The following is a 13,374-nucleotide window of genomic DNA, read 5'->3' on the forward strand; positions in this document are numbered from 1 at the left end:
CCATGTCCCGTCCCCATTTTGCTCAAGATCCGATGGACCCATTGTTGACCACCCGCGAGGCCGCCCAGCGATTGGGTGTGTCGCTGCGCACCGTCCAGCTCTGGGTCGAAGCAGGAACCCTGCCCGCCGGGCGTACACCTGGTGGCCACCGCCGCATCCGTCTGTCGGCGGTCGAGGCACTGGCACACCGCAGCGGTCTGCGCCCCGCGGCACCGACCTCGCTGTCGATGGCCGCGGCCGGCACGGCTCCGCTCGACCTGCTGCTGGTGGCTTCCAGCGTCGATCAGCTCCACCTGTGGCAGGAAGTGCTGCAACCGCTGGGCTCGGCGATTTCCATCCGCGGTGCCAACAATGGCTACACCGGCCTGCTCCAGCTCGGCCGCAAGTCGCCCGATCTGCTGGTCACCGATCTGGCGATGCCCGACATCGATGGGTATGCCATGCTGTTGACGCTGTCGAGCCTGAGCGACTACAGCCAGCTGCGCGTGCTGGCGATCACGTCCCAGACGCCGCACCAGATCGCCGAACGCGGCGGGCTGCCGGAGCGGGTGCGCGTCGTGCACCAGCCGGCACCGGCCATCGCCGTGCGGGCCTGGGTCGAGTCCGAAATGACCCGCATGGGGCGCAGCCTCCATGTGGATTCCGTCAGCTGAAAGCCTGCCCATGCCCCGTCGCATCCTTGTCGTCGATGACCAGCCGGACCTGCGCAAACTCATCCGGATGACCCTGGAACTCGGCGATTTCGAGGTGCACGAGGCCGTCGATGGTGCCAGTGCGCTCGAACTGGCGGGCACGTTGCGGCCGGCGCTGGTGCTGCTGGATGTGGTGATGCCGGGTGGCCTCGATGGCTACCAGGTGTGTGACCGCATCAAGCAGGATCCGGCGCTGGCCAGTACGCTGGTCGTGATGCTCACGGCCCGCGGGCAGGCGGGGGACATTGGCGCCGGTCAGACCGCGGGGGCCGATGGTTACCTGGTCAAGCCGTTCAGCCCTTTCGAGCTGATCGAGCGTGTCGAGTCGATGCTCGACGCGGTGTGAGCGCGGTCTGATTCGGGCACTGCGGACAAGCTTCTTTACAGGTGCATCATGCGGGCCTGACGAACCTGCTCCAGCATACGGGCCCGACCTGCCGAATCTTCGCCACCATGAATGCCCGCATCCTGCTCATCGACGACGACACCCGCCTGACCGGCATGGTGCGTGATTACCTGCAGTCTGCAGGGTTGACGGTCAGCGTCGCTGGTGACTTGGCCCAGGGACGGCTCAAGCTGCAGCACGAGCCCTGCGACGTGCTGGTGCTGGATCTGATGCTGCCCGACGGCGATGGTCTGGATCTCACGCGCGAGCTGCGCAACGACCAGCGACTGCGCAGTCTGCCGTTGCTGATGCTCACCGCCCGCGGCGAGCCGATGGACCGCATCATCGGTCTGGAGCTGGGCGCCGACGACTACCTTCCCAAGCCCTTCGAGCCGCGCGAACTGCTGGCGCGCATCAAGGCGCTGCTGCGCCGTGCTTCACCCGCGGATGACGAAGCGCTGCTGCGATTCGGCCGTCTGGAGGTGGATGTGAACGCGCGGCAGATCCGCATCGAGGGCCGCGAATGCGATCTGACGAGCTACCAGTTCGACATCCTGCACGTCATGGCGCAGAGCCCCGGCCGGGTGCTCTCGCGGGACCAGATCATGGACGCCCTGCGCGGCCATCCGATCGACGCGTTCGACCGCAGCATCGATGTGCACATCTCGCGCATCCGGGCGGCGATCGAGGATGACCCGAAGAATCCGCGGCGCATCCTGACCGTGCGTGGTTCGGGGTATGTCTTCGCGCGCAAGCAGGACGCGGACGCGACCTGACATGCGCTGGCGCGGCGTAGGGGTGCGCAGCCTCTATCTGAGCATCTACCTCACCGTCGTGGTCACGCTGCTGGTGTTCGCGCTGGTGGCTGTCGTGCTGGTGAGCCACCACACCGGCGCCGAGCGCGGCCGCGTCGAGGTGGCTGTGTCGGACAGGACGCTGGCGCTGGTGCAGTTGCTGCAGAACAGCCTGCCGCCCGGGTCCGCACCCGCCGCGGAGCAGCGCGAGGCGGTGCTCGATTGGTCGCACCGCCTGCGCATTCCCATGGCGCTGGATGCACCGAATGGCGAGCGCATCGGCGTGTCGCCGTTCTATGACCGCAAGGTCGGATCCGATCGGACCGAAGAAGCGCAGGCTGCTTCGCGGGCCGTGCTGGCCGACGGGCGTGTGCTGTGGGTGTTGCGTCCGCGGGGTGGGCATGGTGAGGACCATCCGCCCGATGCCGGGCCGAACCGGGACCGGTATGGACCACCGGACGGGCCCCTCTGGGGCGGCCTGTTCCACCGCATGACCTCGGGCTGGATCGACGAGGCCTCGGCGCTGTTCGTGCTGCTGGGTGGCTTGTTCGCCGCCGTGACGATCGGCGCTTATCCCGTGGTGCGTCGGTTGACGCGGCGTCTGGAGGCACTGGAGCGCGGAGTCGAGCAGTTCGGCGCCGGTGATCTGGGGCACCGGGTCGATGCGGCCGGGCAGGACGAGGTGGCGGCGGTGGCCGTCAGTTTCAACCGGGCGGCACAGCGCATCGAGGATCTGGTGCACTCCAACCGTGCGTTGCTGGCCAACGCCAGCCACGAACTGCGCTCGCCCCTGGCGCGGCTGAAGATGGCGCTGGAGATGATGGATGGTGCATCGGCCGAGCAGCGCGACGCACTGCGCCATGAGATCCGCTGCGACATCCGCGAGCTGGACGGGTTGGTCGAGGAGGTGCTGCTGGCCAGCCGGCTGGATGCGCAGGGCGCCTTGCGTGTCGAGCCGGTCGACCTGCTGGGCCTGCTGGCCGAGGAGGCCGCGCGTGTCGGTGCTGCGGCGGATGGCGAACCGGTGCTGGTGCATGCCGAAGAGCGCCTGCTGCGTCGTGCACTGCGCAACCTGCTGGAGAACGCCCGGCGCTACGGCGGCGACGAGGTGGAGGCCCAGGTCCTGGCCATTGGCGTGGACGAGGTCGAGGTGCAGGTCTGCGACCGTGGGCCCGGCGTGCCGGAGGCCTTCCGCGAGCAGGTGTTCGAGCCGTTCTTCCGCCTGCCCGGGCATGCCGAGCGTGCGGGGGGGGTCGGACTTGGCTTGTCGCTGGTGCGACAGATCGCCCAGCGGCATGGCGGCAGCGTGCGGTGCTTCGCCCGGGAGGGTGGCGGCAGCTGCTTCGCGATCAGGCTGCCTCTCGCGATGGCGCGGGCGGCACATCCGGGCGCACCCGGTCCGCATAGCGGTTGAAGCGCCACGCAGTGCCTTCCCGGGTGATGCGGTGCCAGGTCTGGCGCTTGGCGGCGGGGCTCATCGCCGGCCAGTGCTGCACTTCGTCGAAGGTGCGGCCGCAGCCCTTGCAGACCGTGTCCCCCTGGGTGGTCGAGCAGATGGCGATGCAGGGCGCATCCGGCGTGCTGTCGTACCACGCCAGCCAGGCCTGCCGGGCGGCCTCGGGCAGGCTGCGTTCGTCGCAGAGCGACTCCCGGTAGTACACCAGCAGGGCATAGATCTCCGCGAGCGCCCGCAGCGGTGCACACAGCGTCACGCCGTCGGGTGAAGGTTGCCGTTGGCGCCACCAGTTGATGGCTGCCTCGATGTCGGTGATGTGGATGCCTGCCATGGAGGCGCGAGCATAGCGCCGCAGGGCTTGAGCGGCCCTGCGGCGGGTCGTGGCTGGCTCAGCGGTTGAGCAGCCCGCCCAGGATCTGCGGCAGCATGCTGCCCAGATCGGTGCCCTGCTGGGGCATCTGGCCGTGCGGCGTGAGGCCGTCGATCAGTTGCGGCAGGAGCTGCGAGAGCTGGCCTGCAGCGGTGCCGTGGTCCATGCCTGCACTGCGGGCGAGCTGGCCGATGACGTCCGAGCCGAGCACATTGGTGATCTGGTCTGCGGAGATCGGCAGGTTCTGGCCGGTGGACACCCACGACGACGCCACATCGCCGAGCCCGCCGCGCTGGAACTGTTCCAGCAGACCGCCGAGGCCACCCGCTGCGGCGCCACCGCCCTGGTTGTTGCCGCCCATCAGCATGCCGATGACCGCCTGGATCAGCGCAGCCTGACCGCCGCCACCCTGGCTGCCACCGAGCGCCTGGCTGACGACCGAACCCAGCATTGAATCGAGCAATCCCATCGTGTTCTCCTGAAAGTGTCTGTGAGTCGAGTGCCGGTGTGCGTGCGTTCCATCACGGCCCGCCTGCGCCGGCGGCCGTACTGTGACTGGTTTTGGGTGCGCTGTCATGCGTTGCGGCCAGCCGCTACACTCCCGCACCCATGAAACGCATCGTGATCCTGATTTCCGGCCGTGGCTCCAACATGGAAGCCATCCACCGTGCCTGCGCCGAAGAGGGCTGGCCCGCCTCGGTCGTTGCGGTCATCAGCAACCGGCCGACGGCGGGCGGTCTCGCCTGGGCGGCCGAGCGCGGCATCGCCACCGCGTCGATCGACCACCGCGCCCACGCCGACCGCGCCGCCTTCGACGCTGCGCTGGCCGCTGAAATCGATGCCCACCAGCCGGACCTGGTGGTGCTGGCCGGGTTCATGCGCATCCTGACGCCCGGCTTCGTGGCCCGCTACGCTGGCCGCATGCTCAACATCCACCCGTCGCTGCTGCCCTCGTTCGGCGGACTGCACACGCACGAACGTGCGCTGCAGACCGGCTGCAAGGTGGCCGGGGCAACGGTGCATTTCGTGACCGCCGAACTCGACCACGGCCCGATCGTGCTCCAGGCCGTGGTGCCGGTGCTGGCGGGTGATACTGCCGAGACGCTGTCGGGCCGGGTGCTGGTCTGCGAGCACCAGATCTATCCGCGCGCGGTGCGCTGGTTCGTCGAAGACCGGCTGGTGCTGGGCGACGACGGCGTCGTGCGCCACACCCTGAACGAGCCGCAATGGCTGTTCCACACTCTCTGAGGACTTCCCGATGACCCCCAAAGCCCTCTTCACGCTGTGCGACGAGCTGTTGCATGAAGTCCTGCGCTTCTCCAGCCCGACCGACGCCGTGGTGTCGGCCTTCTTCCGCCGCAACCGGATGCTGGGCATGCGCGAGCGCCACGCGCTGGCCGAGACGGTCTATGCGGTGCTGCGCGAGCGGCTGCGCCTGCAGTACCTGGCCAAGTCCGGCACCGGTGCGCTGGAGCGCCGCCTGAGCATCCTGGCCTGGCAGGGCACCGAGGCTTATCTGCGTGCTGCCACGACCGAGGTCGAGCAGAAGTGGGCCGCCACCGCCAAGCTGCTGAGTCTGAAGAGCCAGTCCGAGAGCCTGCGCCACAACCTGCCCGACTGGCTGGCCGAGGCGCTGAAGAAGGAAATGGGCAACGACTTCTGGCCGCTGATCGAGAGCCTGTCCAAGTCGGCCGGGCTGGATCTGCGCGTCAACACGCTGCTCGTCAAGCGTGAAACCGCCCAGGCCACGCTGGCCGAGGAAGGCATCCTGACCGAGCCGACGCCGTACTCTCCGACGGGCCTGCGCGCCCGTGGCAAGCCCACGCTCAACCTGACCGAGTGCTTCAAGCGCGGCGAGGTCGAGGTGCAGGACGAAGGCAGCCAGCTGCTGGCGCTGCTCACCGAAGCCAAGCGCGGCGAGATGGTGGTGGATTTCTGTGCCGGTGCCGGTGGCAAGACGCTGGCCCTGGGCGCGATGATGCGCAACACCGGCCGCCTCTACGCCTTCGACGTCTCGGCGCACCGCCTGGCTGCGCTCAAGCCGCGTCTGGCGCGCAGCGGCCTGTCCAATGTCTACCCGGCCGGCATCTCCCACGAGCGCGACGAGCGCATCAAGCGCCTGTCGGGCAAGATCGACCGTGTGCTGGTCGATGCGCCGTGCTCGGGTCTGGGCACGCTGCGCCGCAATCCGGACCTCAAGTGGCGCCAGACGCCCGAGGGCGTGGCCGAGCTGACCGTCAAGCAGCGTGCCATCCTCGACAGCGCGGCACGGCTGGTGAAGGCCGGCGGGCAGCTGGTCTACGCGACCTGCAGCCTGCTGGATGCCGAGAACGAGTCCATCGCCCAGGCCTTCAGCGAAGCGCATCCGGAGTTCGAGCTGCTGAACGCGGCCGAGGTGCTGGCGCGCCAGAAGGTCGAGGACGCCGAGTCGCTCTGCCGCAACAACTACCTGCGCCTGTGGCCGCACCGGCACGGGACGGACGGATTCTTTGCCGCAGTCTGGCGCCGCCGCGCAGCCTGAGCCCTCTCCGAGGGCGGCGTCGTTGACGCGTTCTCCCCTTGATCAGGCGCAATCGTCGGCGATCGAGCAGTTTGGGTGCGCATATCAGGCAATATCCCTGTTTCGTGGGATTCTTCGGAACGTCTAGAATGCTGCACCCCGCCAGTGGTCCGGACACAACATGATTCCGTAGCGCAGGCGACCCTCCCGCCTGCAGGCCACCTGCGCTTCTAGAAAGAATCTCGATGCCCGAACTCTCGACGATCTGGTCGGTCCTGGTGGACTGGCTGGCCCATGGTCTGCTGCGCGCCAGTCCCTGGCAGGTGCTCGTCACCACGCTGGTGATGACGCACATCACGATCGTCGCCATCACCGTCTTCCTGCACCGCAGCCAGGCCCACCGCTCGCTCGACCTGCACCCGATCCCGTCGCACTTCTTCCGCTTCTGGCTGTGGATGACCTCGGGCATGGTCACCAAGGAATGGGTGGCCATCCACCGCAAGCACCACGCCAAGTGCGAGACCAAGGACGATCCGCACAGCCCGGTTGCCCATGGCATCAAGACCGTGCTGCTGCGCGGCAGCGAGCTGTACCGCGCCGAGGCCAAGGTCCAGGAAACGCTGAAGAAGTTCGGCCACAACACGCCGGACGACTGGCTGGAGCGGAACGTCTACACCGGTCAGTCGAAGCTGGGTGTGTCGCTGATGCTGGTCATCAATGTGCTGCTGTTCGGTGCCCTCGGCCTGACTGTGTGGGCGGTGCAGATGCTGTGGAGCCCTGTCCACGCGGCCGGCATCATCAATGGCCTGGGCCACTGGTGGGGGTACCGCAACTTCGAGGCACCAGACGCTTCCACCAATATCTCTCCGTGGGGCATCTGGATCGGCGGCGAGGAACTGCACAACAACCACCACACCTTCCCGACCTCGGCGAAGCTGTCGGTCAAACCCTTCGAGTTCGACATTGGCTGGGGCTACATCCGCGCCCTGGAGATGATGGGCTTGGCCACGGTGCGCAAGACCGCGCCCCAGCTCAAGCTTGGTGCCGTGCGCCCCATCGCCGACAGCCAGACGCTCGAAGCGCTGATCGCCAACCGCTACGAGGTCATGGCCCAGTACGCGGCCAACCTGCGCAAGGCCTGTGCCGAGGAACTGGATCGTCTGAAGCAGCAGGGTGCGCAGAACACCGAGCGCTGGACCGAGATGCGCTTGGCGCAGCGCTGGTTGCACCGGGATGACCAGAAGATCCCAGCCGACGTGAAGGCGCTGGTGGCCAAGGCGTGTGACCAGAGTCCGTCGCTGACCAAGCTGGTCACGATGCGTGAGGAGCTGCGTCAACTGTGGACCCGCACCAATGTGTCTGGCGAGCAGCTGGTGGTGGACCTGCAGGGCTGGTGCCAGCGCGCCGAGAGCAGTGGCATCGCCGCACTGCAGGATTTCGCGCGCACGTTGCGCTCCGCCCGCGCCTGAGCTTGACCGAGTGCGCTGTGCTGCCGTGACGCAGCGCCACCCGAACAAAGGCCTCCCGGCATCGGGGGGCCTTTGTTGTTTCAGGCTGCGAGCAATTCCATCAGCCGGCCGCTGCTTGGTTGCATCGGCGATGTGGTCGCTGAGAGGCTGTCCGGGCTGCATTCGACCGCGGTGAGCCACGCCGATTGGCGTTGCCGCACGATGCCATGCAACAGCAGGACTTCCTCGAATGCAGGTTGATCGAGGACCTCGATCACGGTGGGTCGCAGCAGCAGGCCGGACAGCGTGGCCGCGGAATCGTCGAGCGGCCAGACATGCCGGATCTTGTCGAGCGTCTCCGGATGGGCCTCCAGATCCGCGTCTGCCCGTGCTGCGGCCGATCCCATGGCCGGGATGCGGACGTTGTAGAGCGCCTCCAGTTGTGCTGCGACGCGCTCATGGTTCCAGGGTTGTGCCATCTGTCGGTACAGATCCAGCAGGCGCAACAGGATCCAGGGGCACTTGCCAGGCAGTTCCTGCAGTCGACGCTCCAGGACAACGGCGACGCCGATCGGAGATTCCTCGATGTGGGGCTCAAGCTCGTCCAGCAACTGAGCGCTCGTGCTGATGGTGTCGAGGTTCGGGTGCCCGAAGTCGGCGTTTGGCCAGCGGTTGGCGGTCGCGATAGGGTCTTCGTCCGGTTCCTTCGCATCTTGTGTCGTGGATGCGGTGGGTGGTGGCGACCAGGCCACCAAGCCTGGTGCCAGCCCCGTTGCTGCTGGCGCAGGAGGAGCAGGGTCTGGCGGTTGCGGGGCCAGCGGGTCGACTTTTTCCGGCTGAAATGGAGTGCCTTTGCGGCGCAGACGACGCGCAGCGGCTGATCCGGGTACACCCATGCGTGGCATCAACCCTTCCCGGATGACGCGCAGCACCAGCATGCTTGCGGACAGACCAAGCACCGCCGCCATGACCAGCACGGCGTCGCGCCAGGCATCGCGCTCGTTGCGTTCGATTCTCGCAACGAGCGCCGCCAGGGTGGCACGCGTCTGACGCTGTTCCTCGTGCAGGTGTTGCCATGGCAACACCATGGCAGGGTTGTCCGGCACGGTGACGGGGGGCGTGGGTGTGCTGGCCGTCGTCAATGCCTGTGCAGCGACAACGGCGTTCACCAGCCGCTGCAGTTCGGCATCGTCGACAGTGCGCCCGTGGGCTGGTGTCGGCGGAGGATCATCGCTGCGGGTGATGTGGTGGACTGTGGGGACGGAAGGCTCTGCTGGGCCTGGGTGGGGTGCCGGAGTGGGATTTGCTGGCGGGGGCTTTTCTGCGCGTTGTCCTGGGCTGTGCGGCGGCGCGGCCGAGAGGACGTGGTTCGGTCTGTTGCCTGCTGTCGGTGGGTCCACCAGCACGGTGAACTCGCGGGTGTAATCGGCGCCGCACAGGAGGCTCAAGCGACCGGTGAGCACCGTGTCGGTGATGCGTTGCGGACTGCTGATCTGCACGAGCACGTGTCCGTTGCCGCCGCTCGGGATGGTGCGTATACGCACGGGTTCGATCGTGTTGCCTGATTCACCTTGCTGGATCTGCACTTGCAGGCAGTCCGGCGTCAGTCGGCTCGCAGGCCACTCGAATCCACGCACCTGGATGGACATCGACAGTGGCTGGTCGACCACGGCCCGCGCCATCGAGGTATCCACCGACTGGCTGCATGAATTGCCTGCCCAGGCCAGCAGCACTGCGGCGCCGATGCCTTGTTGCCATCCCGGCTGCTTCATGTGGCTCCCCCACGTTGTCTGTTCTGGAGACCAATCTAGGTGGGTTGGTCTGTGCAGTCCATCACACGGGAGAGGGCCTTCTTTTGGGGGATGGGGGTGTCGTGACGCCATTAAAAAACCCGCCGCGGGCCGGGCCCGGGCGGGTTTTCTGGAGCAAGTCCTGTTCAGCGTGCGCTGTTCAACGGAGCTTGATTTCCTTGTAGAGCACGTGCTTGCGTGCCTTCGGATCGAACTTCATGAATTCGAGCTTTCCGGGCGTCGTCTTCTTGTTCTTGTCCGTGGTGTAGAAATGGCCGGTACCCGCAGTGGATTCCAGCTTGATCTTTTCGCGTCCGCCTTTGGCTGCCATGGTGTCAGTCTCCGATTACAGTTCGCCGCGGGCACGCAGGTCGGCGAGGACCACGTCGATACCCTTCTTGTCGATCAGTCGCAGCGCAGCGTTGGAGATGCGCAGGCGAATCCAGCGGTTTTCGCTCTCGACCCAGAAGCGGCGGTACTGCAGATTGGGCAGCCAGCGGCGCTTGGTTTTGTTGTTGGCGTGAGAAACATTGTTCCCCACCATCGGGCCTTTACCCGTGACTTGACAGACGCGTGCCATGACGCAACTCCGAACGATGGTTACAGCAACCAGAGCAGGCCCGCCTGAACATTGTCGGCACTTGTGGTGCCCGGCCTGATGATCACCCCTCCGTCAAACCGGAGGGCTTGACGGGTCTATTGGCGGCAAAACGTCGATTATAGAGCGGAAATCGACGCTGCCGCCAGCGGAGCCATCACAAGGGGTTCTGTTCAAGGTAGCGCTGGGCGTCCAGAGCAGCCATGCAGCCTGTGCCGGCGCTGGTGATGGCCTGCCGGTAGACATGGTCCTGTACGTCGCCGGCAGCGAACACGCCGGGCACGCTGGTCATTGTGGCCAGGCCATTGAGACCGGATCGCGTGACGATGTAGCCGTCCTTCATCTCCAGTTGCCCCTTGAAGATGTCCGTGTTCGGTTGATGACCGATGGCGATGAAGCAACCCTTGACGTCCAGATCACGGGTGCTTTCATCCACCGTGCTCCGGAGTCGAACACCCGTGACACCGGTCTGGTCTCCCAGAACTTCATCCAAGGTTTGAAACAGATGTAACTCCATTTTTCCGGTGGCGACTTTCTCGTTGAGCTTGTCGATCAGGATGGCCTCGGCGCGGAACTTGTCCCGGCGGTGGATCAGATGGACCTTGTTGGCAATGTTCGACAGGTAGAGCGCTTCCTCGACCGCCGTGTTGCCGCCACCGACCACGCACACGTCCTGACCGCGGTAGAAGAACCCGTCGCAGGTGGCACAGCCGCTGACGCCTCGGCCCATGAAAGCCTCTTCCGAGGGGAGACCGATGTACTTGGCGCTCGCACCGGTGGCGATGACCAGCGCGTCGCAGGTGTAGCTGCCTGAGTCCCCCTTGAGCAGGAAGGGCCGGCTGGAGAAATCGACCTCGTTGATGTGGTCATAGACCATTGTCGTGTTGAAGCGTTCGGCGTGCTGCTGGAAGCGCTGCATCAGCTCGGGCCCCTGCACGCCCATCACGTCCGCCGGCCAGTTGTCGACTTCGGTGGTGGTCATGAGCTGTCCGCCCTGGGCCATGCCGGTGACCAGCGTCGGTTTCAGGTTGGCGCGGGCTGCGTAGATGGCCGCCGTGTAGCCGGCAGGGCCAGATCCGAGGATGAGGAGTTGGGCGTGCGTGGAGGTGCTGCTCATGGGTTCGGTGTCGGTTTCCGTGGGAGTGCGCGGTTTCATTTCCGGGTCACCGCGCTGTTCAACGGGGTGACGCTTCGGTTAGAGTCGCGACGCAATGGGCATGTCGTGAAATGTTGCAGTGCGAAGCTTAGCGGTTCTTGTTTGCTGCGCTTCGGAGTGCGGTTTCCCGGCCGATGGGCGCGCGGGGAATTGCCGGAGCCCTCGCTGCCGACACGACGTCCCGATTTCAATGACAACGATAGACACCAACAAGCAGGAGTAGCCCCATGGCCATGCTCTCAAACCTTGATCTGATTCGACGGGTTCCTCTTTTTTCGATGCTGACCGTGGAGCAGGCGCAGACGATTGCCGACGGCGTGGTCAAGCGCCGCTACCGCCGCGGCGAAATCATCGTCGAGCAAGGCCGCAAGTCGGATGCCCTGTTCATTCTGCTGAGCGGTCGTGCCCGCGTCATCACCTCCGACACCCGGGGCCGAGAGGTGATCCTGGCCGTGCTGGAAGCCGGTGATTACCTGGGCGAGATGAGCCTGATCGACAACGAGCCGCATTCGGCCACCGTGCGCGCCGAAGTGCAGACGGACGTGCTGGTGCTGGGGCGCAACGAGTTCGCGACCTGCCTGCCGGACAACTCCAGCCTGTCCTACGCGATCCTGCGCGGTCTGGTGGCACGCCTGCGCAATGCCGACCGCCAGATCGAATCGCTGGCGCTGCTGGACGTCTACGGCCGCGTGGCCCGTGCGCTGCTCGACATGGCCGAGGACGATGAAGGTCGCCGTGTCATCCGCAGCAAGGTGTCGCGCCAGGATCTGGCCAAGGTCGTCGGCGCTTCGCGCGAGATGGTCAGCCGCGTGATGAAGGATCTGGAAGAGCGCGGTCTGATCGAGACGCAGGAAAACGGCTGGGTCGTGCTGACCGAGCGTCTGGCCACCCAGTAATTAATCCCTGCAGCCCGGGCCTCCTCCGGGTGCCTTGGTTAACGCAAAGCCGCCCCGGTTCATGGCGGCTTTGCCGTTTCTGCGGATGGCGGACAATGCCGGCATGACTTATCCGCTCGGTTCGCTGCGCAGCGCAGCATCCGCCCAGACGTCTGCTTCGCAGGCGCAGGCATCCACCTCTCCCCCCGTCCCCCGCTGGCGTCTCCAGGTGGGGATCACGCTTGGCGGTACCTTGCTGCTGCTGTGGATCCTTGCCATGGTCAGCCACCATCCGGGCGATGCTGCGTTTTCCACCTCCGGCGATGGGCAGCGTCTGCGCAACCACGCTGGCGTGATCGGCGCCTGGGCGTCCGACCTGTCGTTCGTGCTGTTCGGCTTGTCTGCGTGGTGGGGGCTGCTGTTCGGGGTGCGTTCCTGGCTGTCGATGGTGGCGCGCCTGTTGCGGGCCGATCTGGCACCGGCGGAGCCGTTCGGGCCGGTGCACTGGCGTCCGCAGTGGCTGGCCTGGGTCGGGCTGCTGCTGCTGCTGATGTCGAGCACGGCGCTGGAATGGACCCGCCTGTACCAGTTCGAGGGCGCCGTGGCGGGTGCACATGCCGGCGGTGTGCTCGGCGCTGTGCTCGGCCCGTCGAGCATGCACCTGTTGGGTTTCGTGGGCAGCGGTGTGCTGTGGATCGTCGTGCTGCTGCTGGCGCTGGCCTGGGCGTTCCGGTTCTCGTGGCTGGGGCTGGCAGAGCGCATTGGCGGCTGGTTCGATGGCTGGCGTGAACGTCGCCAGCTGATCCGCAAGGAGGCCGAGGACAAGCGCATCGGTGCCCAGGCACAGATGGCACGCGAGCGTGAATCGATGACCGAGCCGGCGCCGCTGGCCCCAGCGGATCCCGTTGGCGTCTCTGCACCTGTCACCGGCCGCAAGAAGAAGGACAAGCCGGCCACGCTGACAAGCGTCGAACCCGTGTTCGACTCGGAAGCGATGCCCGGCCTGCTCCAGGCGTCGCCTGTGCCGGGTGGGCGTGCTGCCGTGCATGAGCCGGACTTCGTGGACACGGTGCCCGAGGGGCTGCTTGCGCTGGTCGCTCCGCCCTGGGACGAAGGAGTGCCGATGCCGGAGTCCGCGCGCCCGGTACTGCCTACGGTTTCGGTTCCAACCCCAGCTCCGATGCCGATGCCGATGCCGGTACCGACACCTGCGCGTGTCGCCGTGGCGGTTTCGTCCTCTCCGGTGTCTGTGCCCGTGCTGACGCCGATCGACGGTCCCGCCCACCTGCCGCAGGTCGGCCTTCTGGACT

15 protein-coding genes are annotated in these 13,374 nt (G+C 66.4%); 9 read left to right on the plus strand and 6 right to left on the minus strand.

Annotated features, from left to right (window positions below):
- Window positions 1-32: 32 nt before the first annotated feature.
- The 4 genes from AB3X43_RS01945 (at window position 33) to AB3X43_RS01960 (ending at window position 3,285) form a co-directional block, all read left to right on the plus strand.
- Window positions 33-653 (plus strand): excisionase family DNA-binding protein, encoded by a 621-nt coding sequence (locus AB3X43_RS01945; RefSeq protein WP_369428209.1) that lies wholly within the window; start codon window positions 33-35, stop codon window positions 651-653.
- A gap of 10 nt (window positions 654-663) precedes the next feature.
- Window positions 664-1,038, plus strand: coding sequence for a response regulator transcription factor (locus tag AB3X43_RS01950; protein WP_369428210.1), 375 nt, complete (start codon window positions 664-666; stop codon window positions 1,036-1,038).
- Between the two features lie 107 nt (window positions 1,039-1,145).
- The gene (locus AB3X43_RS01955; RefSeq protein WP_369428211.1) at window positions 1,146-1,853 is read left to right on the plus strand and encodes a response regulator; all 708 of its coding nucleotides are present in this window, start codon (window positions 1,146-1,148) and stop codon (window positions 1,851-1,853) included.
- 1 nt (window position 1,854) lies between these two features.
- Window positions 1,855-3,285 (plus strand): sensor histidine kinase, encoded by a 1,431-nt coding sequence (locus AB3X43_RS01960; RefSeq protein ID WP_369428212.1) that lies wholly within the window; start codon window positions 1,855-1,857, stop codon window positions 3,283-3,285.
- Here the strand turns inward: AB3X43_RS01960 and AB3X43_RS01965 are convergent.
- Together AB3X43_RS01965 and AB3X43_RS01970 are read right to left on the minus strand one after the other, a co-directional pair.
- Complete coding sequence (locus AB3X43_RS01965; RefSeq protein WP_369428213.1) at window positions 3,221-3,658, minus strand: DUF3717 domain-containing protein; 438 nt, start codon at window positions 3,656-3,658, stop codon at window positions 3,221-3,223. The two genes, AB3X43_RS01960 and AB3X43_RS01965, sit on opposite strands and share 65 nt — an antisense overlap.
- Before the next feature lie 58 nt (window positions 3,659-3,716).
- Window positions 3,717-4,166 carry a YidB family protein gene (locus tag AB3X43_RS01970; protein ID WP_369428214.1) on the minus strand — a complete coding sequence of 150 codons (450 nt, stop codon included), beginning with the start codon at window positions 4,164-4,166 and terminating at the stop codon, window positions 3,717-3,719.
- Window positions 4,167-4,306: 140 nt separating this feature from the next.
- Between AB3X43_RS01970 and purN the strand changes: the two genes are divergently transcribed.
- The 3 genes from purN to AB3X43_RS01985 all read left to right on the plus strand — a co-directional run bounded on the left by purN (window position 4,307) and on the right by AB3X43_RS01985 (window position 7,666).
- Window positions 4,307-4,945: a phosphoribosylglycinamide formyltransferase gene (gene purN / locus AB3X43_RS01975; RefSeq protein ID WP_369428215.1), complete on the plus strand. Its 639-nt coding sequence runs from the start codon at window positions 4,307-4,309 to the stop codon at window positions 4,943-4,945.
- A 10-nt stretch (window positions 4,946-4,955) separates the two neighbouring features.
- Window positions 4,956-6,218 (plus strand): RsmB/NOP family class I SAM-dependent RNA methyltransferase, encoded by a 1,263-nt coding sequence (locus AB3X43_RS01980; protein WP_369428216.1) that lies wholly within the window; start codon window positions 4,956-4,958, stop codon window positions 6,216-6,218.
- 224 nt (window positions 6,219-6,442) lie between these two features.
- Window positions 6,443-7,666, plus strand: coding sequence for a DesA family fatty acid desaturase (locus AB3X43_RS01985; protein WP_369428217.1), 1,224 nt, complete (start codon window positions 6,443-6,445; stop codon window positions 7,664-7,666).
- An 80-nt stretch (window positions 7,667-7,746) separates the two neighbouring features.
- Here AB3X43_RS01985 and AB3X43_RS01990 read toward each other — a convergent pair whose 3' ends face one another.
- From AB3X43_RS01990 to trxB, 4 genes are all read right to left on the minus strand, one after another.
- Window positions 7,747-9,528 (minus strand): hypothetical protein, encoded by a 1,782-nt coding sequence (locus tag AB3X43_RS01990; protein ID WP_369428218.1) that lies wholly within the window; start codon window positions 9,526-9,528, stop codon window positions 7,747-7,749.
- Window positions 9,529-9,595: 67 nt separating this feature from the next.
- Window positions 9,596-9,766: a 50S ribosomal protein L33 gene (rpmG, locus tag AB3X43_RS01995; protein WP_179634304.1), complete on the minus strand. Its 171-nt coding sequence runs from the start codon at window positions 9,764-9,766 to the stop codon at window positions 9,596-9,598.
- Between the two features lie 15 nt (window positions 9,767-9,781).
- Entirely contained in the window at window positions 9,782-10,015 is a 234-nt protein-coding gene (rpmB, locus tag AB3X43_RS02000; protein WP_369428219.1) for a 50S ribosomal protein L28, read from the minus strand.
- A 175-nt stretch (window positions 10,016-10,190) separates the two neighbouring features.
- Entirely contained in the window at window positions 10,191-11,150 is a 960-nt protein-coding gene (gene trxB, locus AB3X43_RS02005) for a thioredoxin-disulfide reductase (protein WP_369428220.1), read from the minus strand.
- A gap of 266 nt (window positions 11,151-11,416) precedes the next feature.
- On the opposite strand from trxB, the gene AB3X43_RS02010 reads away from it, so the two are divergent.
- Both AB3X43_RS02010 and AB3X43_RS02015 read left to right on the plus strand, forming a co-directional pair.
- Window positions 11,417-12,085, plus strand: a complete 669-nt coding sequence (locus tag AB3X43_RS02010; protein ID WP_310463474.1) for a Crp/Fnr family transcriptional regulator — start codon at window positions 11,417-11,419, stop codon at window positions 12,083-12,085.
- A 103-nt stretch (window positions 12,086-12,188) separates the two neighbouring features.
- On the plus strand, window positions 12,189-13,374 hold a 1,186-nt coding region (locus AB3X43_RS02015; protein WP_369428221.1), incomplete at its 3' end, for a DNA translocase FtsK 4TM domain-containing protein.

The sequence above is a fragment of the Sphaerotilus sp. genome (genome assembly GCF_041083715.1).
Taxonomy (GTDB): Bacteria; Pseudomonadota; Gammaproteobacteria; order Burkholderiales; family Burkholderiaceae_C; genus Sphaerotilus.